General features: G+C 70.5%; 21 protein-coding genes. 5 read left to right on the top strand and 16 right to left on the bottom strand.

What is annotated here, in order from left to right:
- Positions 1-6 precede the first annotated feature (6 nt).
- The 5 genes from SSP08S_RS13360 to SSP08S_RS13380 form a co-directional block, all read right to left on the bottom strand.
- Entirely contained in the window at positions 7-750 is a 744-nt protein-coding gene (locus SSP08S_RS13360) for an SDR family oxidoreductase (RefSeq protein ID WP_019068106.1), read from the bottom strand.
- Complete coding sequence (locus tag SSP08S_RS13365; RefSeq protein WP_019068107.1) at positions 743-1,450, bottom strand: TetR/AcrR family transcriptional regulator; 708 nt, start codon at positions 1,448-1,450, stop codon at positions 743-745. Before SSP08S_RS13365 ends, SSP08S_RS13360 begins: the two co-directional genes overlap by 8 nt.
- A 120-nt stretch (positions 1,451-1,570) precedes the next feature.
- On the bottom strand, positions 1,571-2,869 hold the full coding sequence (locus SSP08S_RS13370; protein ID WP_019068108.1) for a ThuA domain-containing protein: 1,299 nt from the start codon (positions 2,867-2,869) through the stop codon (positions 1,571-1,573).
- Between the two features lie 26 nt (positions 2,870-2,895).
- A complete protein-coding gene (locus SSP08S_RS13375; RefSeq protein WP_043259408.1) occupies positions 2,896-5,121 on the bottom strand; it encodes a pectate lyase-like domain-containing protein in 2,226 nt (741 codons plus the stop codon).
- 52 nt (positions 5,122-5,173) lie between these two features.
- On the bottom strand, positions 5,174-6,544 hold the full coding sequence (locus SSP08S_RS13380; protein ID WP_019068110.1) for a chitinase: 1,371 nt from the start codon (positions 6,542-6,544) through the stop codon (positions 5,174-5,176).
- Between the two features lie 307 nt (positions 6,545-6,851).
- Between SSP08S_RS13380 and SSP08S_RS13385 the strand changes: the two genes are divergently transcribed.
- The 3 genes from SSP08S_RS13385 (at position 6,852) to SSP08S_RS13395 (ending at position 11,524) form a co-directional block, all read left to right on the top strand.
- Complete coding sequence (locus SSP08S_RS13385; RefSeq protein WP_019068111.1) at positions 6,852-7,361, top strand: hypothetical protein; 510 nt, start codon at positions 6,852-6,854, stop codon at positions 7,359-7,361.
- A gap of 45 nt (positions 7,362-7,406) precedes the next feature.
- Positions 7,407-10,007: a helix-turn-helix transcriptional regulator gene (locus tag SSP08S_RS13390; protein WP_019068112.1), complete on the top strand. Its 2,601-nt coding sequence runs from the start codon at positions 7,407-7,409 to the stop codon at positions 10,005-10,007.
- Positions 10,008-10,108: 101 nt separating this feature from the next.
- The gene (locus SSP08S_RS13395) at positions 10,109-11,524 is read left to right on the top strand and encodes an FAD-binding oxidoreductase (protein ID WP_019068113.1); all 1,416 of its coding nucleotides are present in this window, start codon (positions 10,109-10,111) and stop codon (positions 11,522-11,524) included.
- A 25-nt stretch (positions 11,525-11,549) separates the two neighbouring features.
- On the opposite strand, the gene SSP08S_RS13400 is transcribed toward SSP08S_RS13395, so the two are convergent.
- The gene (locus SSP08S_RS13400; protein WP_026178456.1) at positions 11,550-12,302 is read right to left on the bottom strand and encodes an NPP1 family protein; all 753 of its coding nucleotides are present in this window, start codon (positions 12,300-12,302) and stop codon (positions 11,550-11,552) included.
- 313 nt (positions 12,303-12,615) lie between these two features.
- Between SSP08S_RS13400 and SSP08S_RS13405 the strand changes: the two genes are divergently transcribed.
- Positions 12,616-13,575 (top strand): LysR family transcriptional regulator, encoded by a 960-nt coding sequence (locus tag SSP08S_RS13405; protein WP_019068115.1) that lies wholly within the window; start codon positions 12,616-12,618, stop codon positions 13,573-13,575.
- Here the strand turns inward: SSP08S_RS13405 and SSP08S_RS13410 are convergent.
- From SSP08S_RS13410 to mgrA, 9 genes are all read right to left on the bottom strand, one after another.
- A complete protein-coding gene (locus SSP08S_RS13410) occupies positions 13,550-14,854 on the bottom strand; it encodes a vWA domain-containing protein (RefSeq protein WP_019068116.1) in 1,305 nt (434 codons plus the stop codon). The genes SSP08S_RS13405 and SSP08S_RS13410 overlap by 26 nt on opposite strands.
- Positions 14,851-15,465: an SRPBCC family protein gene (locus SSP08S_RS13415; RefSeq protein ID WP_019068117.1), complete on the bottom strand. Its 615-nt coding sequence runs from the start codon at positions 15,463-15,465 to the stop codon at positions 14,851-14,853. Before SSP08S_RS13415 ends, SSP08S_RS13410 begins: the two co-directional genes overlap by 4 nt.
- The gene (locus SSP08S_RS13420; RefSeq protein ID WP_019068118.1) at positions 15,462-16,355 is read right to left on the bottom strand and encodes an AAA family ATPase; all 894 of its coding nucleotides are present in this window, start codon (positions 16,353-16,355) and stop codon (positions 15,462-15,464) included. The genes SSP08S_RS13415 and SSP08S_RS13420 overlap by 4 nt, the downstream gene beginning before the upstream one ends.
- Positions 16,352-17,227 (bottom strand): XdhC family protein, encoded by an 876-nt coding sequence (locus tag SSP08S_RS13425; RefSeq protein ID WP_019068119.1) that lies wholly within the window; start codon positions 17,225-17,227, stop codon positions 16,352-16,354. The genes SSP08S_RS13420 and SSP08S_RS13425 overlap by 4 nt, the downstream gene beginning before the upstream one ends.
- An 11-nt stretch (positions 17,228-17,238) precedes the next feature.
- Complete coding sequence (locus SSP08S_RS13430) at positions 17,239-19,635, bottom strand: aerobic carbon-monoxide dehydrogenase large subunit (protein ID WP_019068120.1); 2,397 nt, start codon at positions 19,633-19,635, stop codon at positions 17,239-17,241.
- Positions 19,632-20,189: a (2Fe-2S)-binding protein gene (locus SSP08S_RS13435; protein ID WP_019068121.1), complete on the bottom strand. Its 558-nt coding sequence runs from the start codon at positions 20,187-20,189 to the stop codon at positions 19,632-19,634. Before SSP08S_RS13435 ends, SSP08S_RS13430 begins: the two co-directional genes overlap by 4 nt.
- Positions 20,186-21,067 (bottom strand): FAD binding domain-containing protein, encoded by an 882-nt coding sequence (locus SSP08S_RS13440; protein WP_019068122.1) that lies wholly within the window; start codon positions 21,065-21,067, stop codon positions 20,186-20,188. Before SSP08S_RS13440 ends, SSP08S_RS13435 begins: the two co-directional genes overlap by 4 nt.
- Positions 21,068-21,173: 106 nt before the next feature.
- Positions 21,174-22,184 (bottom strand): Dyp-type peroxidase, encoded by a 1,011-nt coding sequence (locus tag SSP08S_RS13445; RefSeq protein ID WP_102133336.1) that lies wholly within the window; start codon positions 22,182-22,184, stop codon positions 21,174-21,176.
- A 52-nt stretch (positions 22,185-22,236) separates the two neighbouring features.
- Positions 22,237-23,280, bottom strand: coding sequence for an L-glyceraldehyde 3-phosphate reductase (gene mgrA / locus SSP08S_RS13450; RefSeq protein ID WP_019068124.1), 1,044 nt, complete (start codon positions 23,278-23,280; stop codon positions 22,237-22,239).
- A gap of 145 nt (positions 23,281-23,425) precedes the next feature.
- Between mgrA and SSP08S_RS13455 the strand changes: the two genes are divergently transcribed.
- Positions 23,426-24,496, top strand: coding sequence for an LLM class flavin-dependent oxidoreductase (locus tag SSP08S_RS13455; RefSeq protein WP_051105895.1), 1,071 nt, complete (start codon positions 23,426-23,428; stop codon positions 24,494-24,496).
- A gap of 5 nt (positions 24,497-24,501) precedes the next feature.
- Here SSP08S_RS13455 and SSP08S_RS13460 read toward each other — a convergent pair whose 3' ends face one another.
- Positions 24,502-25,782: a metal-dependent hydrolase family protein gene (locus SSP08S_RS13460; protein ID WP_026178459.1), complete on the bottom strand. Its 1,281-nt coding sequence runs from the start codon at positions 25,780-25,782 to the stop codon at positions 24,502-24,504.
- Positions 25,783-25,926: the final 144 nt, after the last annotated feature.

The raw sequence follows: 25,926 nt of genomic DNA on the forward strand, positions 1-25,926 counted from the left end.
GACGGCTCAGGCCAACCCGCCGTTGGCGAACAGCACTTGGCCGTTGATCCAGCGGGCGGGGCCCGCCAGGAACGCGACCGACTCCGCGATGTCGTCCGGGGTGCCCAGGCGCTCCAGCGGGGCGGCCTTGGCGAGGTTCTCGACCGTGGCCTCGTCCTTGCCGTTCAGGAACAGGGGAGTGGCGGTCGGGCCGGGGGCGACGGCGTTGACGGTGATGTCCTTGCCGCGCAGCTCGCGGGCCAGGACGAGCGTCATCGCCTCGACCGCGGCCTTGCTCGCCACGTAGGCGCCGTACGTCGGGAACTTGGTGCGGGTCACGGTGGTGGAGAAGTTGATGATCGCGCCGCCCGCGCGGACCCGCCGGGCCGCCTGCTGGGAGACGACGAACGTGCCTCGGATGTTGGTGCGGTGCATGCGGTCGAGGTCGTCGAGGTTCAGGGTGGCGACGGGGGAGAGGACCATGATCCCGGCGGTGTTGACGACGACGTCGATGCCGCCGAACTCCTGCTCCACCGCGTCGAACGCGGCCGACATCGCGTCCTCGTCGGCGACGTCACCGCCGACCGGGATCGCCCTGCCGCCGGCCGCGACGATCGCGGCGACCGTCTCGTCGGCCTTGGCCTTGTTGCCCGCGTAGTGCACGCCGATCGCGACGCCGTCCTTGGCCAGCCGCTCCGCTACCGCGCGGCCGATGCCGCCGGAGCCGCCGGTGACCAGGGCGACGCGGGTGGTGGTGTCGGTGTCAGTCATGGTGGGGGTCCTTCCGTGAGGTGGGGATCTGCGTGAGCCACTGCCCGAGCAGGGCCGACTCCGCGGGGGTGAACGGTTCGGGGGTGAGGTCGTCCAGGGACGAGAGCAGCGTGGTCGCGGCCGCGGCGCGGGCGTCCACGGCCGTGGTGTCCGCCGCGGGGTCGAGCAGGATCGCCTGGTGGATCGCGTCCCGGACCAGCCTCGACAGGCCGGAGTCCGGATACAGCGTGGGACGGGTGATCAGTGCCAGGGACACCCCGGTGTTGGCCGACATGACCATGCGTGCCGCGATCTCCGGTGCGATACGCAGGCGGCCCTGTGCGGCGAGCCGCTCCAGGTCCTCCCGCAGGATGCGCATCGCCTCCGCCGCCGCCTCGGGCACGGAACGCAGCGCCGGGGAGAACATCAGCTTGTAGGCGTTGGGGTGCGCCAGCGCGAACGCCGTGTGGCTGTCCCAGCCGGCCCGGAGGTCCCGGAGCGGGTCCTCGGACTTCTCCGCGGCGCGCTTGGTCTCCAGGTACTGGTCCCAGACGTGGTCGACCGTGGCCGCCAGCAACCCGTCCTTGTCGCCGAACAGGCGGTAGAGGACCGGCTGTTGCACCCCCGCCGCCTCGCACACCGCGCGCGTCGACACATCGCCGCTCGGCGACTGGGCGATCAGCTCCGCCGCTGCCTCGATAATCAGCGATCTCGTGTTCATGTAATCGACGATAACAGTGATCCGTATCGATGACAACAGTCTTCTGTTAGCAATGAAAACAAGGGTGCCTCCCACCGCGTCCGTGCGGTGGGAGGCACCCTTGTTCTGCCGTGCGGTGGCTCAGGACTGCACGGCGAGTGTGAAGGACTGCGCGGTCGAGCCGTCGCAGGCCCGCTGGGTGAGCTGGACACTGTTGGTCGCCGCCGTGGCGGCGCTCAGGCACTTGCCGCTGTGCCGGGCGACGAAGTGATAGCGCCCGCTCGTCTCACGCACCGGCTGCCACTGCTGGTTCGTGCCACCGGAGTAGGCCCACAGCTGCAACGGCGCGTTGTCCGCCGTCGAGCGGTCGGTCACGTCGATGACCTGTGCCGGGTTGCCGCGCGCGGTGATCTCCATGTACCCGCTGTCGGTGGAGCGGAACTGGTACTGCTGCGCCGTCGTGCCGTTGCAGGCGTACTGCTGGATCGCCGTCCCGTTGGCCGTGGCCGCCGAACGGGCGTCCACGCAGGTGCCGTTGCCGCCGTTCTGCACGGAGTACCAGGAGGTCTCGGAGATCGGGGTGTCCGTCGGCGGCGTCGAAGTGTCGCCCCCGCCCAGCCACTTGAGCCCGTTCAGCAGGAACTGGTTCTGGGTGGCGCTCGCGAACGTCGACGACAGCCGCGTGTTGGTCGTGTAGTTCATCGCGTTGTGGCCGAAGTTCGCGTACAGCATCTTGTACTTCGTGTTGGTCCAGATGATGGGGTAATACCCGCTGTACCAGGACTGGTTGGGGTCGGTGCCGACCGGGAAGCTGCTCGGGTCGATCGACGCCAGGATCTTGATGTCCGGGTTCTGCCGCAGATCGTTGGACCAGCTGTACCACTCGCTGACCGACGAGGTGAACGTGGCCGGCAGGGTGGCGGTGGGCGGGATCGAATGGTCCTCCACCTTCAGGGTGACCGAGGTCGGCCCCCAGGTGTTGGACACGAAGTTCCCCGAGCCGAGGAACGTGTTGTGGTACCAGGACCAGCTCGCCGCGTTGGTCGTGAAGGCCGAGACGTGGAAGCCCATGAAGCCGCCGCCACCCCTCATGTACGCCTCGAAACCGGAGCGTTGGGCGGCGGTCTGCGGCAGGTCGTCGAGGAACAGGACGACCTGGTACGCGTTGACCCCGCCGTTGGCGAGCAGGTCCCAGTTGGTGCTGGCCGTGTAGGTGTAGCCGTTGGCCGCCGTCTGCTGCGGGAACCAGACGTTCGCCTCCTTGTCGAAGTCGATGTGCGCCGCGTCGTAGGTCCCGCTGTAGAGCGCGAGGATCTTGAACGGCGTTGCCGCGGTGCTCGCCTGGGCGGCCGGCGGCACGGACGCGAGACCGAGCAGCGTCGCCAGCAGGAGCAGGACCCGCAGGAGCGCGCGGGTGGAACCGGATCTGTTGGTGTTCATGTGAGTGATCGATCCTTTCCGTGCGTCTACGGGTAGTTGGTCAGGTAGGCGACGTTGGTGCTGGAGTTGGACGGTCCGCCGGTGCTGTTGATGATGTGGCTGATCGTGCCGACGCCACCCAGTGAGACGGTCACCATGTCGTGGAACTTGACCCCGGACACGCTCGGCACCTCGAAGGCGTGATCGGCGACCACGCTGGAGTTGGAGCTGAAGTAGCAGTAGCTGCCAAGTCCCCACGCCTCATGGGTGGTTACGCCCGCGGCGACCTTGTAGGCGGGGTAGCCCTTGCCGGTGCCGTTCATCCAGGAGGACTGGTTCGGCGGGTCGTAGGGCATCTCGTTCTGGAAGAAGTACGTTCTGCCGCCGTTGCCGTTCCAGAGGACCTGGGTCTTCTGGAAGTGCTCGACGAACAGGCCGTACGCCGTCACGTTGGCGCCGTTGACGATCAGTCCGGTGTCCGCCGTGTTGGTGGTCCAGCCGACCGTGCCCGAATTGCCGTGGTCCGCCCGCCAGATCCAGGTGTGGTCGACGATCGTGTTGGCGCTGTTGATCACCACGGAGTTGGTGGCCTTGCCAATGGTGGCGCCACCGATGCGGACGAAGACATCGGACAACTGCGTCGGGTCGGCGGCGTGCGAGGCGGTCGAGCCGGACGGGCCGATCTGCACCAGCGTCGCGGAGTTGGTGGTGCCCGCGTCGACCAGCAGACCCGCCAGCTCGATGCCGTCCACGTCGGCCGTGGAGATCGCGGTGATCCCGCCGTCCGGCACGAAGGTGGCCAGGCCCATGCCCAGGACGACCGTGTCGGGGCGCGTGATGTTGATCGTCTGGTTGAGGTGGTAGACACCCGGGGTGACGAGGAGGTTCTTGCCGGCGGCCAGGGCCGTGTTCATGTCGGCGGCGGTGGCGCCGGGCTTGACGATGTAGAACTGGTCGATCGGCAGGGACTTGCCCGCCGGGGTCTTCCCGCTCCACGTCGTGCCGACGGCGTTGGACTGGAGTCCGGGGACGAACACCTGGTAGGCGCCCGCGCTGTCGACGTAGAGGAAGGGCTTCTCGCGGATCGTCGGGGAGCTGGCGACGTTGGTGTACGTCGGGAAGGACTGGGCGGGTGCGCCCTGGTCGCCGACGAAGACCATGTTCCAGTTGGAGCCGGACCAACTGCCCATCGTGGAGTTCCTGGTGAGGAACTGCTGCTGGGTCCCGGACTGGATCTGGCCGTCGACCTTGGTGTCGGAGATGAAGCCGCCGCTGGACCAACCGCCGTCGTCCAGCGCCAGGTTGCCGCGCACATGCATACGCCGGTACGGCGCGGCCTGCGAGACGGCCCAACGGTCAGTACCGCCGGTGGGGTTGACCGACAGGTTCTCGGCGTCGCGCCAGAAGTTCTGCGTCGCGTTGCCCTGGAACCAGTCGGCCTCCGCGTGCACCGCGCCGTTGATCGTCACGTCGTCCGGCGAGAAGCCGAGGCCCGCGACCTGCGTGTAGAAGCCGACGTTGGCGTTCGCGCTGTAGGTGCCGGGCTTGAACAGCAGGGCCTGGCGGGCCGAGCCGAACTGGTTGGTCTGCTGCTGGGAGAAGACCGAGTCCAGCTTGGACTGGATGCTGGACGCCGACATCGACGGGTCGAACACCGTCACGTTGGGACCGAAGTCCGGGGTGCCGGGCGGGTTCGTCGTACCGCCGCCGCTGAGCGTGAAGGACTGCGCGGCCGTGCCGTTGCAGGTGTACTGCGCGAGCTGCACGCTGTCGGCGGTCGACGCGCTCGGCACGTCGAGGCACTTGCCGCTGTTGCGGTTGACGAAGTGGTAGGAGCCGTCGGACTCGGCGACCGGCAGCCACTGCTGGTTGTTGCCACCGGAGTACGTCCACAGCTGGATCGGCGCGGAGTCGGCGGTCGAGACATTGGTGACGTCCCAGGCCTCGGCGCCGTTCAGGTTGCTGTTGACGCGGTAGTAGCCGCTGTCGGTGGCGACCAACTGCCAGTTCTGCGCGGTGGATCCGTTGCAGGTGTACTGCTGGACGGCGGTGCCGTCGGCGCTCGCGGCCGAGCGGGCGTCGACGCATTTGCCGCTGCCCTTGTTGACCACGGTGGTGTAGCCGGTCGGGATCGCGGCGGCGGCCGAGTTCGCGGCGCTCGCCGAACCCTGCGCGGCGAACTCGATGCCGGTCACGGTGGTCGCCACGAGCGCGACGGCCGTGAGCGCTCTCGGTATCACGTGACGGCCGGACAGTCTTTTCCGTCTGAGCACGGATTCTCCTGTGGTGATGGGGGGTTGGGAGGAAAGGGTCGGAGGGCGTCCGTCAGCCGGTGTACTGGGCGAAGATGCTGGTGAACTGCCAGTTGGTCTGGCTCACGCCCGAGCAGGTGTCGTCGTTCGGGTAGGCGCCCGGGCAGGGCCGGTCACGGTTCGCGGACCAGAACGTCAGCCGCGCCAGGTGGTGTGCCTGCGCGTAGCCGAGGATGGTCTGGAAGTCGGCGGTGGTGACGGTCTCGTTGTTGTCGGTGATGCCGTTCATCGACGAGATGCCCATGTCCCGGTAGGCCGCGTCGTCGCTGTAGCCGTACGCGTTCTTCAGCGCGGTCTTGAGGCCCTCGGCAGCGCGCTGGGTGAGCGTGCCCATGTTCTGGCCCGCGCCGCCGAAGTCGAACGGCATGATCGTCCAGGCGTCCACGGTCAGCCCGGACGAGGCGGCCCGGTTGATGAGGCTGGTGTCGGGGCCGCTCTGCCCGGTGCCGATGGTGACGTACACCTTGATGCCCGGGTTGTTGGCCTTGACGGTCTTCAGCGCGTCGACCGTGCGCTGCTGCACGGTCGCGTTGCTGTACGCGTCGGCCTCGATGTCGATGTCGATGGCCTTCAGCGAGTAGGCGCTGATGACCTTCTGGTAGGCCGCCGCCAGCTCGCTCGCGCTGGAGCAGGAGCTCTCCAGCTTGTTGCCGCTGTAGCCGCCGAAGGACGGGACGACATCGCCGCCGTTGGCCCGCACGGTGTTGATGGTCGACTGGTCGACCCCGCCGGTCAGCGCCCGGCCGCCGTCCCACTGCGGGTTGCAGTAGCCGTTGCTCAGGACGAACGCGAGCGTGAACCACTTCACGCCGGTTGCGTTCATGACAGTCGTGGGGCTGGGCGGGTTCCCCCAGCCGTTGTAGAGGTACGGCGCGACGGCCATCGGCGCGGTCGTGGGCGGGGTCGTGCCGCCCGCGGCCGGTGCGGTCCACTTCTGGTTGGCGGCGCCCGTGCAGGTCCAGATCTGGGTACGGGTGCCGTTCGCCGACGAACTCCCGGTGACGTCGAGGCACTTGTTCGCGGCCGGGTTCACGATGTCGCGCGCCGCGGTGACCGTCCACTGCTGGTTGGCGCTGCCCGCGCACGTCCACAGCTGGAGCTGGGCGCCGTTGGCCGTCGAATTGCCGGTGATGTCAAGGCACTTGCCGAGGGCTCTGATGGTGCCGTCGGAGCCGACCGTCCACTGCTGGGCGGCGGTTCCGTTGCAGTCGTAGAGCTGTACGGCGGTGCCGTCGGCCGAGCTCGCGCCGGCCACGTCGAGACACTTGCCGGCCAGTCCGGTGATGGTGCCGGTCGCTGCCGAGGCGGAGGGGGCTCCGAGGGTGCCGACGGCGGTGAGACCGAGGGACAGCGCGAGGGCGCAGCGCAGGGCGAGGCGTTGCATGACGAGGGGGCCTTTCGTCCTGGGGTGGGGGGTGGACGCCGCCGGCGTGAGGGCGGTGAGAGGTGAACACGCGTGTTCACATATGTGAGCGCAAAGTGCATTCATGGGAGGTCTGTTGGCTGGTGAACCTAAAGGTCTGCACCAAAGCCGTCAAGAGGTGCGACCGGAGAAGTCCCGCAGGGCAGGGCTGAGTTGAGAAGTTGTAGGCGAGGGAAAAGAAATCACCAGGATCATTGAGTGGCTGGTTCTCACAGGTCAGACTGTGCGGGCTTCGTGATGATCGCCAGGTGCACCGGTCGGAGGAAACATGAACACAACGGGGGCCGTTGAGGTCGCAGTCCGGCACATACTCGGTGACAAGGTCTCCGGGGGATTCCTCAGACCGAGAACGCGCACGATCACCTGGACCGACGCCCGCTATGTGGTCAAGCGGCCCACGTCGGGCAAGCACACGGTGGAGCTGACCTGCCCCGAGTGCTCGGCCTCCCTGCTGGCCGAAGTGCGCGACCACTCCTCCACCCGGACGATCGCGAGCGTCCTCCGCGTCCTCGCGGTGCTGTGCCTGGTCGTCTTCTTCGCGGCCTTCGCCTACGCCATTCACGAAGGCGGGAAGACCCTCCCCGAGGGGCAGTCGCTGCCCGCCCTCTTCTCCGTCAGCGTGATCGCCGTCTTCGTCACCTTCGTGGCCGGCCCCGTGCTCTTCGTCCGCAGCCTGAGCTACAACGGCGTCAGCATGCTCGACGCCCCCAAACCGCGCCGTCGACACGGGATCATGCCGGTGCGGAAGGCGCCGCGGGGCACGCGAACTCCCCGCTGAGCCGGGCGGGTCCGGCATGTCCCCGCGAGTGGCAGAATCGACGCCGTGGATCGGGGGATCCTGGAACGCGAGCCGGAGCTGGTACGGCTGGCCGCGGCCGCGCGTGAGGCGGCGGACGGGGCCGGATCCGTCGCGCTCGTCTTCGGCGAGGCCGGCATCGGCAAGTCGAGCCTGGTCAGAGCCATGCCCGAGCGGCTGCCGCAGCACACCCGCATCCTCCTGGGCCAGTGCGACGACCTCGCCACCCGCCGCCCCCTCGGCCCGTTCCGCGACCTGATCGGCAGCGTCGGCGCCGAACTCGCCCGGGCCGTCATGGAGGGCGGCGACCGCCACCGCGTCTACGAAGCCCTGCAAGGTGAGCTGTCCGGTGTACCGCATCCGGCGGTGCTCGTCGTGGAGGACGTCCACTGGGCCGACGAGGCCTCGCTGGACGCACTGCGCTTTCTGGTCCGGCGGATGGCACAGCTGCCCGCCGTACTCGTCCTCACCTACCGGGACGACGAGCTGAGCCGCGAGCACCCGCTGCGCCACCTCCTCGGGCAGGTCTCCCGCGCGGACCGCGTGCACCGGCTGCCGCTGGCCCGCCTCTCCAAGTCGGCCGTGCGCACGCTCAGTTCGGCCAGCAGGCTCGACCCGGCCCAGGTGTACGAGGTGACCTCCGGCAACCCCTTCTTCGTCACCGAGATCCTCGCGGCCGGCGGCACCGGGACCGTGCCCCCGACGGTCGTCGACGCGGTGCTCGCCCGGCTGCGCGGTCTCGACGGCCGCAGCGTCGACGCCCTGGAGCAACTCGCCGTGGTCCCCTCCGCCGTCGAACGCACCCTCGTCGACGCGCTGTTGGCGGACGGCGTGGCCGGACTCGCCGCCGCCGAACAGCGCGGACTGCTCACCGTCACCCCCGAACGGGTCGCGTTCCGCCACGAGTTGATCCGCCGGGCCGTCGCCGACTCGCTGCCCGCGGCCCGCCGTATCGACCTCGACCGGCGGGTGCTCACCGCGCTGGTGGCCCGGCCCGGCTCCGATCCGGCCCGTATCGTCCACCACGCGGCGCGGGCCGGCGACCAGGACGCCATCGCGCGCTACGGCCCCGACGCGGCCCGCGACGCCACCGAGGCCGGCGCCCACCGCGAGGCCGCCGCCCATCTGCGGCTGGTGTTGCGACAGCGGCACCGCTACAGCCCCGCCGAACTCGCCGACCTGCTCGAACGCTACGCCGTGGAGTGCTACACCCTCGCCGACTCCGTCGAGGCCGTCGCCGCCCAGCGCGACGCCGTGGCCCTGCGCCGCTCCCTCGGTGACACCCTCGCGCTCGGCGCCGACCTGCGCTGGCTGTCCCGCATCCACTGGTGGGCGGGCCACGCGGACGAGGCCCAGGACGCGGCACGCGAGGCCATCGCCGTCCTCGAACACGCCGGGGACGACCGCCTGTTGGCCCTCGCGCACAGCAACACCGCCCAACTGCGGATGCTCTCCGACCAGTACGCGGAAGCCCTCGCCCACGGCGAGCGCGCCATCGTCCTGGCCCGCCGCGCCGACGACCCGGCGATCCTGGCGCACGCCCTCAACAACGTGGGCACCACCCGCTGGCGCAGCGGAGACCCGGACGGGCGACGGCAGTTGGAGGAGAGCCTCGCGGTGGCGCTGGCCGCGGGCGAGGTCGAACACGCCTGCCGGTCCTACGCCAACATCATCTGGACCCTCCTCGACAACCTCCAGTACGCCGAGGCCGACCGCTTCCTGCCCCCGGCCATGGAACTCGCCGACCGCGCCGAGCACTTGGGGTTCCTCAACTACCTGCACGTCGAGCAGGCCATGCGCCGGCTCGCCGCCGCCGACTGGGAGGAGGCCGAGCGGCACGCCGAGTACGGGATGCACGAGTTCGTACCGGCCCGCTGCCCCGCGCTGACCGTCCTGGCCCGGGTACGGGTCCGCCGCGGCAGGCCCGGCGCCGGTGAACTCCTCGACCAGGCCTGGGAGATCGCCGAACGGACCCAGGAACTCCAGCGCACCGGGCCGGTGGCCGCCGCACGGGCGGAGGCGGCCTGGCTGCGCGGCGATCACGCGGCGGCGGCCGAGGCGGCGGCACCGGTCCACGCGCAGGCCGGGCGGCTCGACTACGGGCCCTACCGGGCCGAACTCGGCTACTGGCTCAGCAAAGCCGGGCACGCCGTCGATACCGACGACAGCGACCACCCGTACGCGCTCCAGGCGGCCGGGGAGTGGAAGCGGGCCGCGGACCTGTGGCGGCAGGCCGGCTGCCCCTACGAACACACCGCCGCGCTCGCCGAGAGCCCCGACCCGGCCGACAAACTCACCGCCCTCGCCCAACTCGACGCCCTCGGCGCGGAACCCCTCGCCGGCCTGGTCCGCGCCGAACTGCGCCGCCTCGGCGTCCGCCACGTCCCGCGCGGTCCGCACGCGGCGACCCGGGGCAACCCGGCCGGCCTCACCGACCGCCAACTCCAGGTCGTACGACTGCTGGTGGACGGTCTGACCAACCCGGAGATCGCCGACCGGCTCGTCGTGTCCGTCCGTACCGTCGACAACCATGTGCGGGCCGTCCTGGAGAAGCTGGACGCGCCCACCAGACGGCAGGCGGCCGCGCGGGCCGCGGAGCTCGGTCTGCCGCCGTACGGCGAAACGTAGGTAGCCGGGGGCGCCGAGGTGGGTGACGCGTACGGATGACCGCACGTTGCGGGCGAAATAGAACAAGTGGGTCATCCAGTGCACCAGGAAACGGGGAACCCATGTCCAGCTCACCAGCCCAGGACGCGCGCCGTGAACTGACCGACTTCACCGGGGAGTTGATCGGCCCGGACGACGCCGCCTATCCCGAGGTCCGCGCCGTCTACAACGCGATGATCGACAAACGGCCCGCGCTGATCGCGCGCTGCGCCGACGCGGACGCCGTGGCCCGGGTGATCGGCTTCGCGCGCGCCCACGGCCTGCCCCTCGCGGTGCGCGGCGGCGGCCACCACGGGGCCGGGCTCGGCACCGTCGACGGGGGAGTGGTCGCCGATCTCTCCCTGCTCAAGGACATCCACGTGGACCCCGAGGCCCGTACGGTCCGGGTCGGCGGCGGCTGCGTCTGGGGCGAGGTGGACCGCGCCACCAACGCGTACGGGCTCGCCACGCCCAGCGGCATCATCTCCACCACCGGCGTCGGCGGCATCGCCACCGGCGGCGGGCTCGGCCATCTCACCCGCAAGTGCGGGCTGACCATCGACAACCTGCTGGCGGCCGACCTCGTCCTCGCCGACGGCAGCCGGGTGCGGGCGAGCGCAGACGAGAACACCGACCTGTTCTGGGCGGTCCGGGGCGGCGGCGGCAACTTCGGCGTCGTCACCTCGTTCCTGTTCCGCCTGCACGAGATCAGCACGGTCGTCGCCGGACCCACCTTCTGGCCGGTCGAGATCAGCGCCGAAGTCCTCACCGCCTACCGGGAGTTCCTGCCGACCGCGCCCCGCGAGCTGAACGCGTTCTTCCTGCACGGCAGCGTGCCGCCCGCCCCGCCGTTCCCCGAGGAGCTCCAGCTGCGCAAGACGGCGGGCGTCGTCTGGTGCTGGACCGGCGGCGACACCGAGGCCGCCGCACGCGAGATGGCCCCGTTGCTCGACGCCCTGCCCGCACCGCTGCTGCACGCGCCCGGACCGATGCAACACCCCGACATGCAGGGCATGTTCGACGGGCTCTACCCGCCCGGCGACCAGTGGTACTGGCGCGCCGACTTCGTCGACGAGATCCCCGACGAGGCCGTGGAACTCCACGCCAAGTTCGGCGCCGAGGTGCCCACCCCGCAGTCCACGATGCACCTCTACCCGATCGACGGCGCCGCCCACGACGTCGGCAACGACGAGACCCCGTGGGCGTATCGCGACGCGACCTGGGCGTCCGTCTTCGCCGGGGTCGACAGGGACCCCGCCAACGCCGAGCTCATCAAGAGGTGGGCCGTCGACTACCAGGAGGCCCTGCACCCGTACTCGGCGGGCGGCGCCTACGTGAACATGATGATGGACGAGGGTCAGGAACGCGTCCGGGCCAGCTACCGGGGCAACTACGCGCGGCTGGCCCGCATCAAGGCCGACCGCGACCCGGACAACGTCTTCCGCCTCAACCAGAACATCCACCCGGCCCCGAAACCGCGCTACGAGACCCGCCCATAGCCACGATTCCGAGGCCGGGCCGGCATCACGCGTTCGGGTCGAACGAGATGCCGGACGGCTTCGCGATGGACAGCGCGTAGTTGAAGTCGCTGTCCCTGATCTTCAGCGTGGCCGAACCGAAGTCGGCGGCCAGGAGCTTGTCCTTGAGGCCCGCCGGGTAGCCGTTCCAGCCCACCAGACGCGGGTAGAACCAGTTGCCGGTGGCGTTCTCCGCGGGCTCGTCGTTCGTGTTGGCGAAGCGGAAGTCGTGCGAGCCGATGCCGTCCTTGTGGTAGACGATCTTGGGGTGTGTGCCGTCGAAGCGCACCCCCGAGGCCGCCGACACCTGGTAGGCGGAGTGCTGCGACACCGACACGTACTGGACCGTGTTGTCCTTGATCCACACCACGACGTGCTCCCAGTCGTGGGTGTGACCGATCGCGGCCGGCCCCAGGGTGACCTGGTCCTTCTCGAAGTAACTGGCGTACATCACCGCGCACCAGTCGTTGTTGCACTTCTCGCGGGAGTACGTGTTGGCGTTGTTCAGCTGGGCCATGTCGTGGCAGTGCCCGTTGACGTCGCCGCCGAGCTTCAGCCCGGGGTTGATGGTGCCGTCCAGACCGATGGCGGCCGTGGCGTAGCAGCCGTCCCCGTCGTAGTCGTAGGCCGGGGAGAAGGTCTGCTCCAGACCGTCCGCGTTCTGCGGCAGCAGGGTGAGGACATTGGCCTGGGCGGCCGTCGCCTGGCCGACCACGAGGGCCAGCGCACCGAGGACGGTGACGGCGGCGGAGCGGCGCAGGCGCCGGCTTCGGGACTTCGGGGCTCTCGCCGGGCTGTCGGTGGGGGGTGTCTGTTCGGGCACGCCGACTCCAGTTTCTTGGCGGTGGGGGGCGCTACTGGATGCGCCAGGTCCAGACCATCGCAGGCCGGTGTGTGCACGTCAACACCCTTGCGATGTACGGGCCTTGACCCGCCGCTGAACTCTCCAGCCTGTGCTTTTCCTGTGTTCACGCGGCTCTCGGCGCGACCATGGCTCTCGGCGAACAGGTGCGCTAATTTGAGGTCCACGGCACAGGTGAATGGGCACCCGTGGATAGTGCGGGAGGTTCTGGTTGACCCCGGCACAGCTTCGGGCCTTCGCGGCGACCGTCCGCCTCGGTTCCGTGAAGGCCGCCGCGGCCGATCTCGCCGTGACGGAGTCGGCCGTGTCGATCCACATCGCGCATCTGCGCAGAGAACTCGGCGACAAGCTCTTCGCCCGCACGGCCAACGGGCTCGCGTTCACCCCCGGCGGGCTGCGGCTGGCCAGCCGGGCCGCCGAACTGCTCGGACTCCAGGACCGGACGATCCTCGAGGTGAAACAGGCCGGCTCCGGCCGACGGCTGCTGCGCGTCGCCGCGTCGAGCCTGTTCGCCGAGCACGCGGCGCCAGGGCTGATCGAACTGTTCGCGGGCCGCGCCGACGACCTCGACGTCGAACTCAGCGTGCACAGCCCGCAGCACTTCGCCGCCCTGCTCCTCAACCGCTCCGTCGACGTGGCCATCGGCCCCCGCCCCGCCACCCTCGACTCCGCGCTGACCTGCACGCACTTCCTCAACTACCAGGTCGTCGCCGTCGTGGGACCCGACCATCCGCTGGCGGCCGCGGCGAGTGCCGGGGCGGCCGAACTCCGCGGCCAGACCTGGCTGTTGGGCCCCTCGGCGGTCGGGCGCACGGGCATGGTGCCGTCGGTACTGCGCCGGCTGGGCATCCCCGAACACAACCAGCGGATCTTCCAGAGCCATGCCGCCTCCGTCGACGAGGCCAAGCGCGGCAAGGGAGTAGCTCTCGCGGTCGCCTTCGCCGTGACGAAGGACCTCGCCGAGGGCGACCTCCGTCGGCTGAACGGCCCCCAACTGCCTGCCCGTGGCTCGTGGAACCTGCTCACCCTCCCCGACCGCGAAGCGCCGTCCGCCGCCGCGGAGTTGCGGCGGTTCGTCACCACGCCGCGGGCTACGCAGGCGATGTTGCGTGGGGCGGGGGTTACGGCGGGGCGGTTTCGGCCGGCTATTCATGTGACTTTGTGGAGTTGAGGGTCAGGTCCTTCGTCAGCGGGCCGGTGGGGGCTGGTCGCGCAGTTCCCCGCGCCCCTTGGGAGGCGCGCCTCGCGCGGCCTCCAAGCCCGGCTATCTCGCCCGGCACCCGCAGCAGCGCCCCGAAGCTGTCGGCCGGCAGCAGCAGGTCGACGTACGGCAGGGCGGCCGTCATCGTCGTCGTGCGGGGTGCGAAGCCGGGGGCGGCGGCCCGGGGGTTGAGCCAGACCACCGTGTGGGCGCGGCGCCGCAGCCGGGCCATGGCCGCGGCCAGCCGGTGCGGCGGATCGCCGTCCCAGCCGTCCGAGGCGATCAGTACGACCGCCCCGCGCAGGGTGCCGCCGTGGTGCGAGGCGAGGAGCGTGCCCAGGCAGTGCGCGATACGGGTGCCGCCGAACCGGTCGGTGACCCGCTCAGACGCCTCGTCGAACGCCTCCCGCGCCGAGCGGTGCGCGAGGACCGGCGTGAGCCGGGTCAACGACGTGGCGAACGCGAAGACCTCGGCACGGGTCGTCACCGCGAGGGCCCGCATCAGGTACAGATACGCCACCGCCTGCGCCTGCATCGACCGGCTCATGTCGCACAGCACCACGACCCGGCGCGGCCGGTCCACCGGCCCCGCCCGGACCAGCCGTACGGGCTCCCAGCCGGTGCGCCGGGCCTGCGCCACCGTCTCCCGGACCGCCACCCGACGGCCGCCCGCCCGCACGGCGAGGCGCCGGGTCCGGCGAACCGGCCACTCGCGCAGTCGCGCCTCCAGCCAGCGGCCGAGCAACTCGGCCTGCTCCGGGCCGAGTTCACCGAACGGTGTGTCCACCTCGGCCGCCAGCTCGCTCGGCAGCCGCTCGGGCACGGTCAGGGAGTGGTCCGTGCGGTGGTCGGCGGTGTCCACGGCGGGCGGCAGGGTCACCCACGGCAGACCCGAACCGCCGACGGGGTCACCGCCGATCGAGTCCGAGTCTCCGGAGTCCTGGCCGCCGGCCCCCGCGTCGTGCCCGTTGCGGCGCGCGTTCGGGTCGAGGGCGAGTACGGACTGCCCGAAGACAGCGTCGAAGACCTCGTCGAAGCGGGCCAGTTCGGGCTGGTCGCGTACGAGGGTGACGCGCGCCGTCCAGTACAGCGACGTCCGTGTCCTGGGCGGGACCGCGGCGAGCGCGAGCACGAAGTCCCGGGCGGCGGTCGGGCCCACCGGCACACCGTGCTCCCTGAGCCGGGCGGCCAGCGCGGTGGCGAAGGCGGCCCGGTCGACGGCGGGCAGCAGAGGGCCGGTCGGTGTCATCGGACCAGCAGATAGACCACCACCGCGACGACGACGGCCGCGACGACGACGGGGATCAGCCGCTTGTACACCGATGCGCCGGCCACACTCATCAGGTCCAGCGGCTGTGCCACGGGTGCTGGGGCCGTCTCCGGTTCCGCCTCTGGTTCTGTCGGTGGCTGGTCCTGCGTCGCCAGCAGCTGCGTCTCCACGTTCGCCACGAACTGCGCGAACAGCTTCTCCGAGATCTCCTTGATCATCCCGCTGCCGAACTGGGCCAGCCTGCCGCTGATGTTGAGGTCCGTGCTGACCGTCACGACCGTGCCCGTGCCCTCGCCGCGCAGCCGGGCGTCGACCGTCGCGGACGCGTTGCCGCCCCCGCGCATGTCCTTGCCGGCCGCGCTGATCACGGCGTGATGGGCGGCCTCGTCCCGCTCCACGAAGCGTGCCGTGCCCGCGAACTGGCTGACCATGGGCCCGACTTTGACCCTGACCTTGCCCCGGTGGACATCGCCGTCGACGCCGGTGAGCTCCGCGCCGGGCATGCACGGGGCGAGGGCCTCCAGATCGGTGAGCGCCTGCCAGGCCCGCTCGACCGGCACACCGACGCTGAACTCGTTGTCGATCTTCATGGTCTCCTCGCTTCTTCGGGATAGCCGAGCGTGTCGAGGGCCCCGACGACGGCGATGCGGTCGTCCGGACTCTTGGCGACCGTGCTGAGCGTGCGGACGATGTCGTCGCGGGCCAGCCGCGCGACCCGGAGGGCTGCCAGGGCGGAGACCCAGTCGATGGCCTCCGCCATGCCGGGCGCCTTGTCGAGGTCCAACTCCCGTACCCGGCCGATGAATTCGATGGTCGACGCGATCAGTGGCTCGTTCGCGGCCGGTACCGTGCGGCGCAGGATCTCCGCCGTGCGTTCGGGCGTCGGGAAGTCGATCCAGTGGTAGAGGCAGCGCCTGCGCAGCGCGTCGTGGAGTTCCCGGCTGCGGTTGGAGGTGAGCACCACGACGGGCGGTCGTACGGCGGTGAAGGTGCCCAACTCCGGGACGGTGATGGACCGTTCGCCCAGGAACTCGAAGAGCAGCGCCTCGAACTCGTCGTCGGCCCGGTCGATCTCGTCGATCAACAGCACGGGTGGCAACGGACCTTGATGGCGCACCGCCCGCAACAGCGGCCGGTCGAGCAGGAATTCCTCGCTGAACAGATCGGCGTCGGACAGCTCCCGCCCGTGCGCCTCGGTGAGCCGGACGGCGAGCAACTGGCGCTGGTAGTTCCACTCGTACAGCGCCTCGCCCGCCGTCAGCCCCTCGTAGCACTGGAGCCGGATCAGCGGGGTGTCCAAGGCCTTGGCGAGTGCCTTCGCGGCGCTGGTCTTGCCCACGCCGGGCTCGCCCTCCAGCAGCAGCGGCCGGTCGAGCAGGGTGGCGAGGAGGAGTGCGGTCGCCGTGCCGTCGTCGACGAGGTGGCCGACCTCGCCGAGCCGCCGCCGTACGTCGTCGGCGTCCGTGAAGAGTCCGCTCACCCGGTGGCACCCGCGGACCAGCGGTCCCGGCAGCCGGTCCCGCAGAACCAGAACTCCCCGTCCCCGGTGGCGAGATGGGGTGTGTCGGGGCGCACGGTGACGGTCATCCCGCACACCGGGTCCACGCCCTGGGCAGGACGCTCGGGCACGGCGGCCTTCGCCGCATGGACGACTCGCACCACGTCCGCGAGGATCGACAGCGCGATCTCGGTCGGCGTACGGGCGCCTATGTCCAGCCCCGCGGGAGCCTGGACGCGGGCGCGTTCCGCGTCGGTCAGGCCGAGTTCGTCGAGCAGTGCGGCGGCGCGGCGGTGGCTGGCGACCAGCGCGATGTGACCGACACCCGCGTCCAGGGCGGCACGCAGGGACTCCGCGTCGCCGCGGCCCTGGCCGGCCACGATCACGGCGGAGGTGTGCTCGCTCGGCGGTCCTTCGGGCAGCGAGCGGGCCGTTGCGTAGCCCAGCAGGGCGGCGAACGCTACGCAGGCCTCCGCGACGGGCGTGGTCCCGACGACCTCGATCAGCGGCGGTGGCAGCACCGGCTCCAGGAAGATCTCCAACGCCCCGCCGGACAGGCAGGGGTTGATGACGACCCGCGCCCCGGGTGTCTCGGGGAACTCGGCGTCCCCCTGCGGCAGAACGCGCAGCAGCAGGGGTCCGCCGTCGTGCAGGGCGCCGAGCGCGGCCGTACGGACCGAGCCCTCGGCGCACTGGCCGCCGACGAAGCCGTCGATGGTGCCGTCGCCGTGGACGATGGCCTCGTCGCCGGGGTGCGCCGAGGCGGGTGCCTGGGCGCGGACCACGCGCGCGTGGACGAACGGCACGCGCCGCTCGGTGAGTTCGAGCGCGCGGGCACTCAACTTGCCGGTCATCACAGCCACCTTCAGATCGGCGGAGTCGGTCGGCCCTGCATCGCCTCCCACACCCGCGAGGGTGTGAGCGGCATGTCCGCGTGCCGGATGCCGTACGGCTTCAGGGCGTCGACCACCGCGTTGACGATCGCGGGCGGCGAGCCGACCGTCGCGGACTCGCCGACCCCCTTGGCACCGATGGGGTGGTGCGGGGAGGGCGTGACGGTGAACCCCGTTTCCCAGTCCGGGACTTCGAGCGAAGTGGGGATCAGATAGTCCATCAACGAGCCGCTGAGGCAGTTGCCGTCCTCGTCGAAGGAGATCATCTCCATCAAGGCCATACCGACCCCGTCGGTGAGCCCACCGTGCACCTGCCCCTCGATGATCATCGGGTTGATCCGGGTACCGCAGTCGTCGACGGCGACGAAGCGGCGGACGGTGACCTTCGCCGTGCCCGGGTCGATGTCGACGACGCAGATGTAGGCGCCGTGCGGATAGGTGAGGTTCTCCGGGTTGTAGCAGATCTGCGCCTCCAGCCCGCCCTCCACACCCTCGGGCAGATCGCCCGCGCCGTGCGCCCGCATCGCGATGGCCTGGATGGTGACCGAGGCCTCCGGGTCGCCCGCGACATGGAAGGAACCCTTCTCCCACTCCAGGTCGGCGACCGACACCTCCAGCATCCCGGAGGCGATCAGCCGGGCCTTGTCCCGCACCTTGCGGGCGACCAACGCGGCGGCGGCGCCCGAGACGGGGGTGGAGCGGCTGCCGTAGGTGCCCAGGCCGAAGGGGGTCTGATCGGTGTCGCCGTGCACCACGTCGATGTCCTGCGGCGGGATGCCGAGTTCCTCGGCGACGATCTGCGCGAACGTCGTCTCGTGCCCCTGCCCCTGCGACTGCACCGAGAGCCGCACGACCGCCTTGCCCGTCGGATGCACCCGCAGTTCGCAGCCGTCGGCCATGCCGAGGCCGAGGATGTCCATGTCCTTGCGGGGTCCCGCGCCGACCGCCTCGGTGAAGAACGAGACGCCGATGCCCATCAGTTCACCGCGGGCCCGCTTCTCGGCCTGTTCGGCGCGCAGCGCGTCGTAGCCGGCGAGCTCCTTAGTCAGTTCCATGGTGGGCGCGTAGTTGCCGGAGTCGTAGACCCAGCCGGTCTTGGTGCGGAAGGGGAACTGCTCGGGCCTGATGAAGTTCTTCATCCTCAACTCGACCGGGTCCATGGCGAGTTCGTAGGCGAGGCAGTCGACGATCCGCTCGATCAGGTAGACGGCCTCGGTGATGCGGAAGGAGCAGGCGTAAGCGACCCCGCCGGGCGCCTTGTTGGTGTAGACGGCGGTCATCTTGCAGTGGGCGGCCTCGATGTCGTAGCTGCCGGTGAAGACGCCGAAGAAGCCGGCCGGGTACTTCACGGGGGCGGCCGTGCCGTTGAACGCGCCGTGGTCGGCGAGGACTTGGGTGCGGACGGCGAGGATCCTGCCGTCGCGGGTGGCCGCGATCTCGCCGCGCATCACGTAGTCGCGGGCGAAGCCGGTGCTGATGAGGTTCTCCGCGCGGTCCTCCATCCACTTCACCGGCTTGCCGGTCAGCAGCGAGCCGACGATCGCGCACACATAACCCGGGTAGATCGGCACCTTGTTGCCGAAGCCGCCGCCGATGTCGGGGGAGACGACCCGGATCTTGTGCTCCGGCAGTCCGGCGACGATCGCGTAGAGCGTGCGGTGGGCGTGCGGGGCCTGGGTCGTGGACCACAGGGTGAGCCGGCCGTCGACCTGGTCGAAGTCCGCGACCGCGCCGCACGTCTCCATCGGCGCCGGGTGCACGCGCGGGTAGACGATGTCCTCGGTGACCACGACGTCCGCACGGGCGAACACGGCCTCGGTCTCGGCCTCGTCGCCGGTCTCCCAGTCGAAGCAGTGGTTGTCGGCCTTGCCCTCCAGGTCGTCGCGGATGACGGGCGCGTCGGGGGAGAGGGCGGTGCGGACGTCGATCACCGGGTCCAGCGGCTCGTACTCGACGTCTATCAACTCCAGGGCGTCCCGGGCCGCGTAACGGTCCTCCGCGACGACGAAGGCGACCTCCTGGCCCTGGAAGCGGACCTTGTCGGTGGCGAGGACCGCCTGCACGTCGTTCGAGAGGGTCGGCATCCACGCCAGGCCCTTCTCGGCGAGCATCGCGCCCGTGACGACCAGCCGGACCTTCGGGTGGGCCTCGGCGAGTGTGGTGTCGACGGAGAGGACGCGGGCGTGCGCGAACGGCGAGCGCAGGACGGCCAGATGGAGCATGCCGGGCAGGTCGAGGTCGTCGACGTAGCGGCCCTTGCCGCGCACGAAGCGTGGGTCCTCCTTGCGGAGCATCCGGCCGTGGCCGCAGGGCTTCTTGTCGTTGTCGACGAACGCGGTGCGGTGGCCGTTCTCGGAGACCGCGGTCATGACGCGCTCCCCGAAGCCGAAGCCGAAGCCGAAGCCGAAGCCGAAGCCGAAGCCGAAGTGGCCTGTGCTTCCAGGGAAGTTCGGGTGCCTGCCTCCTCGGCCGCCGCCCACCGGATCGACCGGACGATGGTCGCGTAGCCGGTGCAGCGGCAGATCTGCCCGGAGATCGCCTCCCGGATCTCCGTGTCGGAGGGGTCGGGGTTGCGGTCCAGCAGCGCACGCGCGGTCATCATCATGCCGGGCGTGCAGAAGCCGCACTGGAGGCCGTGGCACTCGACGAACCCGCGCTGTACCGGGTCGAGTTCACCGTTCTGTTCGAGCCCCTCGACGGTGCGCACCTCATGGCCGCCCGCCATCGCGGCAAGTACCGTGCAGGACTTGACCGGTTCGCCGTCCAACCACACCACGCACGTACCGCAGTTGCTGGTGTCGCACCCCCAGTGGGTGCCGGTCAGCCGGAGGTGGTCGCGCAGGAAGTGGACCAGCAGCAGCCGCCCCTCTATCTCCCGGGTGACCTCTTCGCCATTCACGACCATGCTCACCTGCACGATCACACCTCCTGTCCGTCGATGCGGGCCACCGACCGGCGCAGTACGCGCACGGTCAACTCCCGTGCCAGATGGCGCTTGTACTCGGCGCTGCCGCGTCGGTCGGTCACGGGGGAGCAGGCCTCGGCGGCGATGTCCCCGGCCTGTCCGTACAGTTCCTCGCTCGGACGCCTGCCGCGCAGGGCCTCGGCGATGCCGGGGATGCCGGCCGTGTTGGGTCCCACGGCGGCGAGTCCGACCCGGGCGTCGGCGATCAGTCCGTCGCCGTCGAGCCACACCGCGGCACCGGCCGACACCACCGCCCAGTCACCGGCCCGCCGTTCGACCTTCTCGTACGCGCTGGACCCGTTCGGCCGGACCGGGAAGCGGACCTCGGTGAGGATCTCCGCGTCGCCGACGGCGGTCTCGTACGGTCCCTGGTGGAAGTCCTCCATCGACACCACCCGCTCGCCGTCCCTGCCCCGGATCACGCAGCTGGCGTCGAGCGTGGTGCACACCGCGGAGAGGTCCTCGGACGGGTCCGCCTGGCACAGGGAGCCGCCGAGCGTGCCCCGGTTGCGCACCACGGGATCGGCGATGACGCGCTCGGCGTCACGGAACACCGGGAAGGCGGCGGCGAGTTCGTCCGACTCCAGCAGTTCGCGGTGCCGGGTCATCGCGCCGATGCGGATCAGTCCGGGTTCGACCCGGACGTAACCCAGCTCGTCGTGCAGGTCGTTGATGTCGATCAGGTACTCGAAGTTGGCCAGCCGCAACTTCATCATCGGGATCAGACTGTGCCCGCCGGCCACCAGCCGTGCCGTGTCGCCCAGCCGGTCGAGCAGCGCGACCGCCTCGCCCACGCTGCCGACCCGCTGGTACTCGAACGGAGCGGGAACCTGCATACCGCAATCCCCCTGTCCTGCACGGCAGTTGGCCGGTCGGCCGAGCGCCGTGTCCGGGCCTCATTGGGCGCCCGGCGGACGGGGGTGTCAACGGCTGGTTAACCGTTCACTTAAGTTGCTCGTCCTTGCGAGCCGGGGAAGCGGGCAGGTCGTCCAGGAAGTCGGCCGAGGGGACGAAGAAGAGACTCCCGGTGACGGCCGTGGAGAAGTCCAGGATGCGGTCGTGGGACGCGGAGTCGGTGCCCAGGAACATGTTGCGCAGCATCTGCTCGGTGACCGAGGGCGTGCGGGCGTACCCGATGAAGTAGGTGCCGAACTCGCCCTGTGCCGCGCTGCCGAACGGCATGTTGTCGCGCAGGATCTTCCGCTCGGTGCCGTCCGGGCCCGTGATGACGTTGAGGGCGATGTGCGAGTCGGCCGGTTTGACGTCGTCGTCCATCTCCATGTTGGTCAACTTCGTGCGCCCGACGGCCCGTTCCTGCTGCTCGACCGTCAACGCGTTCCAGGCCGCCATGTCGTGGACGTACTTCTGCACGATCACATAGCTGCCGCCCGCGAACTCCGGGTCCTCGCCGCCGATCACCACGGCCTGGCGGGCCGTCTCGCCGACGGGGTTCTCCGTGCCGTCGACGAAGCCCAGCAGATCCCGTACGTCGAAGTACTGGAACCCGGACACCTCGTCGCGCACGGCGACCGCGCCGCCGAGCCGGCCCATGATCTCGGTGACCAACTCGAAGCAGAGGTCGGCCCGTACGGCCTTGATGTGGAACAGCAGGTCGCCCGGGGTGGAGACGGCGGTGTGGCGGTCGCCGGTGAGTTCGCGGAACGGATGCAGCTCGGCGGGGCGCGGGCCGTCGAACAGCCGGTCCCACGCCTCCGATCCGATGCCGGTCACACAGCTGAGCCGTCCGTCCGGCGCCCGGAACCCGATGGACCGGATCAACCCGCCCAGATCGCCGAGGAGTTGGCGCACCGTCTCCTCGCCGCCGGGCTCCACGGTGACGACGAGGAAGGTCGCGCTGGGAGTCAGGGACTCCAGCACCGCCTGCGTGGTCGGGACGGTCCCCTCGCCGCCGACGGTGCCGTCCGTGCTCTCCACCGAGCCGTCAACTGTCATGTACTCCACGCCTCCGCTGCGTCCTACGAGGCGCCCGGCGGCACCTCACAACTCAGCCGAGTTTCCCAGTCCGCGCGTCCCGCCACAGATCCACCCCGCCGTCGACGGCGTACGAGTCGATCTCGGCCAGCTCCTCGGCGCTGAAGTCGAGGTTCTCCAGCGCGGCCACGTTCTGCTCGAGCTGCTCCGCGCGCGAGGCGCCGATGACCAGCGAGGTGACCCGCTCGTCGCGCAGCGCCCAGGCGAGCGCCATCTGCGCCAGGGTCTGACCGCGCTTGGCCGCGATGTCGTTGAGCGCGCGCAGCCGGCGCACCATGTCCTCGGTCAGCCAGCCCTCGTCGAACGACGTGCCCTGCGCGGCCCGCGACCCCTCCGGAATCCCGTCCAGGTACCGCCCGGTCAGCAGCCCCTGCGCCAGCGCCGTGAAACCGATGACCCCGAAGCCCTCGTCCCGCGCCGCGTCGAGCAGCCCGTCGGTCTCGATCCACCGGTTGAGCATGCTGTACGACGGCTGGTGGATGAGCAGCGGCGTGCCCAGCTCGCGGAGGATCGCGGCCGCCTGACGGGACCGCTCGGCGTCGTAGGACGAGATGCCGACGTAGAGCGCCTTGCCCTGGCGGACGGCGGTGTCGAGCGCGCCCATGGTCTCTTCGAGCGGGGTGCCCGCGTCGAGGCGGTGGGAGTAGAAGATGTCCACGTAGTCGAGGCCGGTCCGCTTGAGGGACTGGTCGAGGGAGGCCAGGACGTACTTGCGGGAGCCGCCGCCCTGGCCGTAGGGGCCGGGCCACATGTCCCAGCCGGCCTTGGTGGAGACGATCAGCTCGTCCCGGTACGGCGCGAGGTCCTGCTTCAGCAGCCGGCCGAAGTTCTGCTCGGCGGCGCCGTAGGGCGGGCCGTAGTTGTTGGCCAGGTCGTGGTGGGTGATGCCGAGGTCGAAGGCGCGCAGCGCGATCTCGCGCTGGGTCTCGAACGGACGGTCGTCACCGAAGTTGTGCCAGTAGCCCAGCGAGAGCAAGGGCAGGTCGAGCCCCGAGCGGCCCGTGCGGCGGTAGCGCATCGTGCTGTCGTAGCGCCCCGGATCTGCGATGTGGTTCACCGCGCCAACTCTGCCCGCGCCCGCCGCGCGCGTCCAACCGATCCCGGTCATCGCATTCAGCAGCGCCGGCGCACAATCCGGCAGCGGATCGCTGAGCGGACCGCTGCTGTTCGGTGGCCGCTCGCCCGTCCCTAGGGTCCTTCTCATGAACTGCGACATATCGGTGGGCGTCGACCCGGTGGGCGTCGAAGAGGAATCGCTGCGGGTCGGCGTGCGCGTCCCGCCCTGCGACCGGGCGGACCGGGTGGCCCGGACCGTGCGGCGGGCCGAGGAGCTCGGCTTCGACCAAGTGTGGTTCCCCGACTCGCAGTTGCTGTGGCGGGACGTGTTCACCACGCTCACCGCGGCGGCCTTCGCCACCGAGCGGATCGGCCTCGGCACCGCCGTCACCAACCTGGCCACCCGGCACCCGTCCGTCGTGGCGTCGGCCGCGCGCAGCGTCGCCGAACTCGCGCCCGGCAGGTTCACCCTCGGCCTCGGCGTGGGCAACAGCTCCGTGGGACCCGTGGGCCTGCCGCAGACCGGCTCGGCGGCACTGCGCGAGGGGCTGACCATGCTGCGCGCCCTGCTGGACGGGCAGGAGTGGGACTTCGAGGGCAAGGTCCGCTCCCGGCTCCGCGACCCGCAGCCGTCCGTGCCGCTGCACCTGGCGGCCAGCGGACCCCGCAACCTGCGCCTCGCCGGAGAGATCGCCGACGGGGTCATCCTGCTCAGCGGTGTCTCGCCGCGCACCCTGACCGCCGCCATGGCCCGGGTCCGGGAGGGCGCCGAGGCGGCCGGCCGGAGCGCCGGGAGACTGCCGGTGACCGTGTCCGCGTTCTGCGAGGTGACCGACGACATCGAGGCCGACGCGCGCCTGATCAAACCGATCTGTGCCTCGATCGCCCAGAACGGCGGCGCGTCCTTCCTCGCCCTCGCCGGCATCGACGTGGACGTCCCCGCGACGGTGGAGGGCGTCTACCCGGACCTCGTGCACGCCGAGGACTGGGACGCGGCCGTGGAGATCTGCTCGGCCTGGATCAGCGACGAGGCGGCCGTCCGCTTCGCCGAGGAGTTCTGCCTCTTCGGCACGGCCACCCAGATCACCGAACGGCTCCGCACCCTGCGCGCCTCGGGAGTGACCGACGTCTTCCTCCAGCACGTCGGCTCCTACGACCCGCCCACCGACCTCATCGAGACCATCGGCGCCTCGGTCCTGCCGGCCCTCCGACGGTGAGCCGGTCAGCGCGCCCCGGCCGCGGTCAGCAGATCCTTGCGTACGACGCCGTCCTGGACGACGCACACGATGTTGCCGGGATCGCCCAGCACGCCGATGTCCTTGAGCGGATCGCCCTCGCACATGACCAGGTCGGCGGTCTTGCCGGCGGTCAGAGTGCCCAACTGGTCGGACAGGCCCAGGAGTTCGGCGGAGACACGGGTGCCGGCCACGATCGCGGCCATGGGGTCCATGCCCAGGTCCACGAGGAAGCGGAGTTCCAGCAGGTTCTGGCCGTGCGGGCAGACGGCCGCGTCGGTGCCGAGCGCGATCCGGGCGCCCCGCTCGATGGCGCGGGCGATGTTCTCCTTGGTGATGCCCGACCAGCGGACCTTCTTCTGGTAGTGGTGCTCCGGCATCAGGTCCCTGTCGATGCCCGCGAACACGGTGGAAAGCGTCGGCACGACGAAGGTGCCCCGCTCGCCCGCCAGGTCCAGCGCCTCCTCGTCCAGGCCGTAGCCGTGCTCGATGCTGGTGACCCCGCCCCGGATCGCGTTGAGGATGCCCGCGGTGCCCTGCGCGTGGGCGGCGACCGGCTTGCCGCCGTGGCGCCGGCACTCGTCCACCACGGCCCGGATCTCCTCCTCCATCAGCCCCTCGTCCTCGGGCTGGTCGTAGGGGCTGGCCATGCCGCCGCTCGCACAGATCTTGATCACGTCGGCACCCGCGCGCAGCATCCTGCGGACGGCGATCCGCGACTCGTCCACGGTGTCGGCCAGTTCGGCCATCTCGCCGCCGCTGAGATCGGTGCCGTCGAGGAGCCGGAAGTCGCCGTGCCCGCCGGTGTGGCTGATGATCCGTACCGCGGTGTGCAGCCGGGGGCCGACGATCCGGCCGGTCTCGACGGCGGTACGGAACCCGGTGGACAGTCCGCCCAGGTCACGGGCGGTGGTGATGCCCGCGTCCAGGGTCTGCCGCAGCCGGGTCGCGGTGTCGTAGGTGACCAGGACCGGGTCGAGTTCGCCGCGCCGCCCGGGCGGCGAGCCCTGCGCGTACGCGAGGTGGGTGTGGCAGTCGAAGAACCCGGGGAGCACGGTCCGCCCGCCGGCGTCGATGATCCGGACCGGCGAGCCGTCGCCGGGCACGGGTGGGGCCGTGGCCGCCGGTCCGGCGTAGGTGAGCGTGCCCGTCGCGTCCGCGACGACGACGGCGTCGGCCACCGGAAGGGCACCGGTACCGTCGACAAGGCGGGCGTTCTCGACGCGCAAAATGGTCCGAAAAGTCTCTTGCGTCATGGCATCCGTCATGGTGGGACCGAATCACTCCTCGGTATCAGGAACCTCTGGGGTGGGGAACCTCGGTATCAGGAACAGGCGAAAGGGAGTCTGCAATGGTCGAGACAACGCCGCGCCACGGTGCAGCTTCCGATCCCGATTTCAGTCGGGCACGCA

It is taken from the genome of Streptomyces hokutonensis (assembly GCF_000376565.1).
In the GTDB taxonomy this organism is placed as follows: domain Bacteria; phylum Actinomycetota; class Actinomycetes; order Streptomycetales; family Streptomycetaceae; genus Streptomyces; species Streptomyces hokutonensis.

What these genes read in the sequence shown, in the direction of transcription:
- SSP08S_RS13365 (WP_019068107.1), bottom strand. Translation starts at nt 1,450, where the DNA reads ATGAACACGAGATCGCTGATTATCGAGGCAGCGGCGGAGCTGATCGCC.
- SSP08S_RS13410 (WP_019068116.1), bottom strand. Translation starts at nt 14,854, where the DNA reads ATGACACCGACCGGCCCTCTGCTGCCCGCCGTCGACCGGGCCGCCTTC.
- SSP08S_RS13440 (WP_019068122.1), bottom strand. Translation starts at nt 21,067, where the DNA reads ATGCAGGTTCCCGCTCCGTTCGAGTACCAGCGGGTCGGCAGCGTGGGC.
- SSP08S_RS13360 (WP_019068106.1), bottom strand. Translation starts at nt 750, where the DNA reads ATGACTGACACCGACACCACCACCCGCGTCGCCCTGGTCACCGGCGGC.
- SSP08S_RS13460 (WP_026178459.1), bottom strand. Translation starts at nt 25,782, where the DNA reads ATGACGGATGCCATGACGCAAGAGACTTTTCGGACCATTTTGCGCGTC.
- SSP08S_RS13370 (WP_019068108.1), bottom strand. Translation starts at nt 2,869, where the DNA reads ATGAACACCAACAGATCCGGTTCCACCCGCGCGCTCCTGCGGGTCCTG.
- SSP08S_RS13415 (WP_019068117.1), bottom strand. Translation starts at nt 15,465, where the DNA reads ATGAAGATCGACAACGAGTTCAGCGTCGGTGTGCCGGTCGAGCGGGCC.
- SSP08S_RS13445 (WP_102133336.1), bottom strand. Translation starts at nt 22,184, where the DNA reads ATGACAGTTGACGGCTCGGTGGAGAGCACGGACGGCACCGTCGGCGGC.
- SSP08S_RS13380 (WP_019068110.1), bottom strand. Translation starts at nt 6,544, where the DNA reads ATGCAACGCCTCGCCCTGCGCTGCGCCCTCGCGCTGTCCCTCGGTCTC.
- SSP08S_RS13385 (WP_019068111.1), top strand. Translation starts at nt 6,852, where the DNA reads ATGAACACAACGGGGGCCGTTGAGGTCGCAGTCCGGCACATACTCGGT.
- SSP08S_RS13430 (WP_019068120.1), bottom strand. Translation starts at nt 19,635, where the DNA reads ATGACCGCGGTCTCCGAGAACGGCCACCGCACCGCGTTCGTCGACAAC.
- SSP08S_RS13395 (WP_019068113.1), top strand. Translation starts at nt 10,109, where the DNA reads ATGTCCAGCTCACCAGCCCAGGACGCGCGCCGTGAACTGACCGACTTC.
- SSP08S_RS13455 (WP_051105895.1), top strand. Translation starts at nt 23,426, where the DNA reads ATGAACTGCGACATATCGGTGGGCGTCGACCCGGTGGGCGTCGAAGAG.
- SSP08S_RS13425 (WP_019068119.1), bottom strand. Translation starts at nt 17,227, where the DNA reads ATGACCGGCAAGTTGAGTGCCCGCGCGCTCGAACTCACCGAGCGGCGC.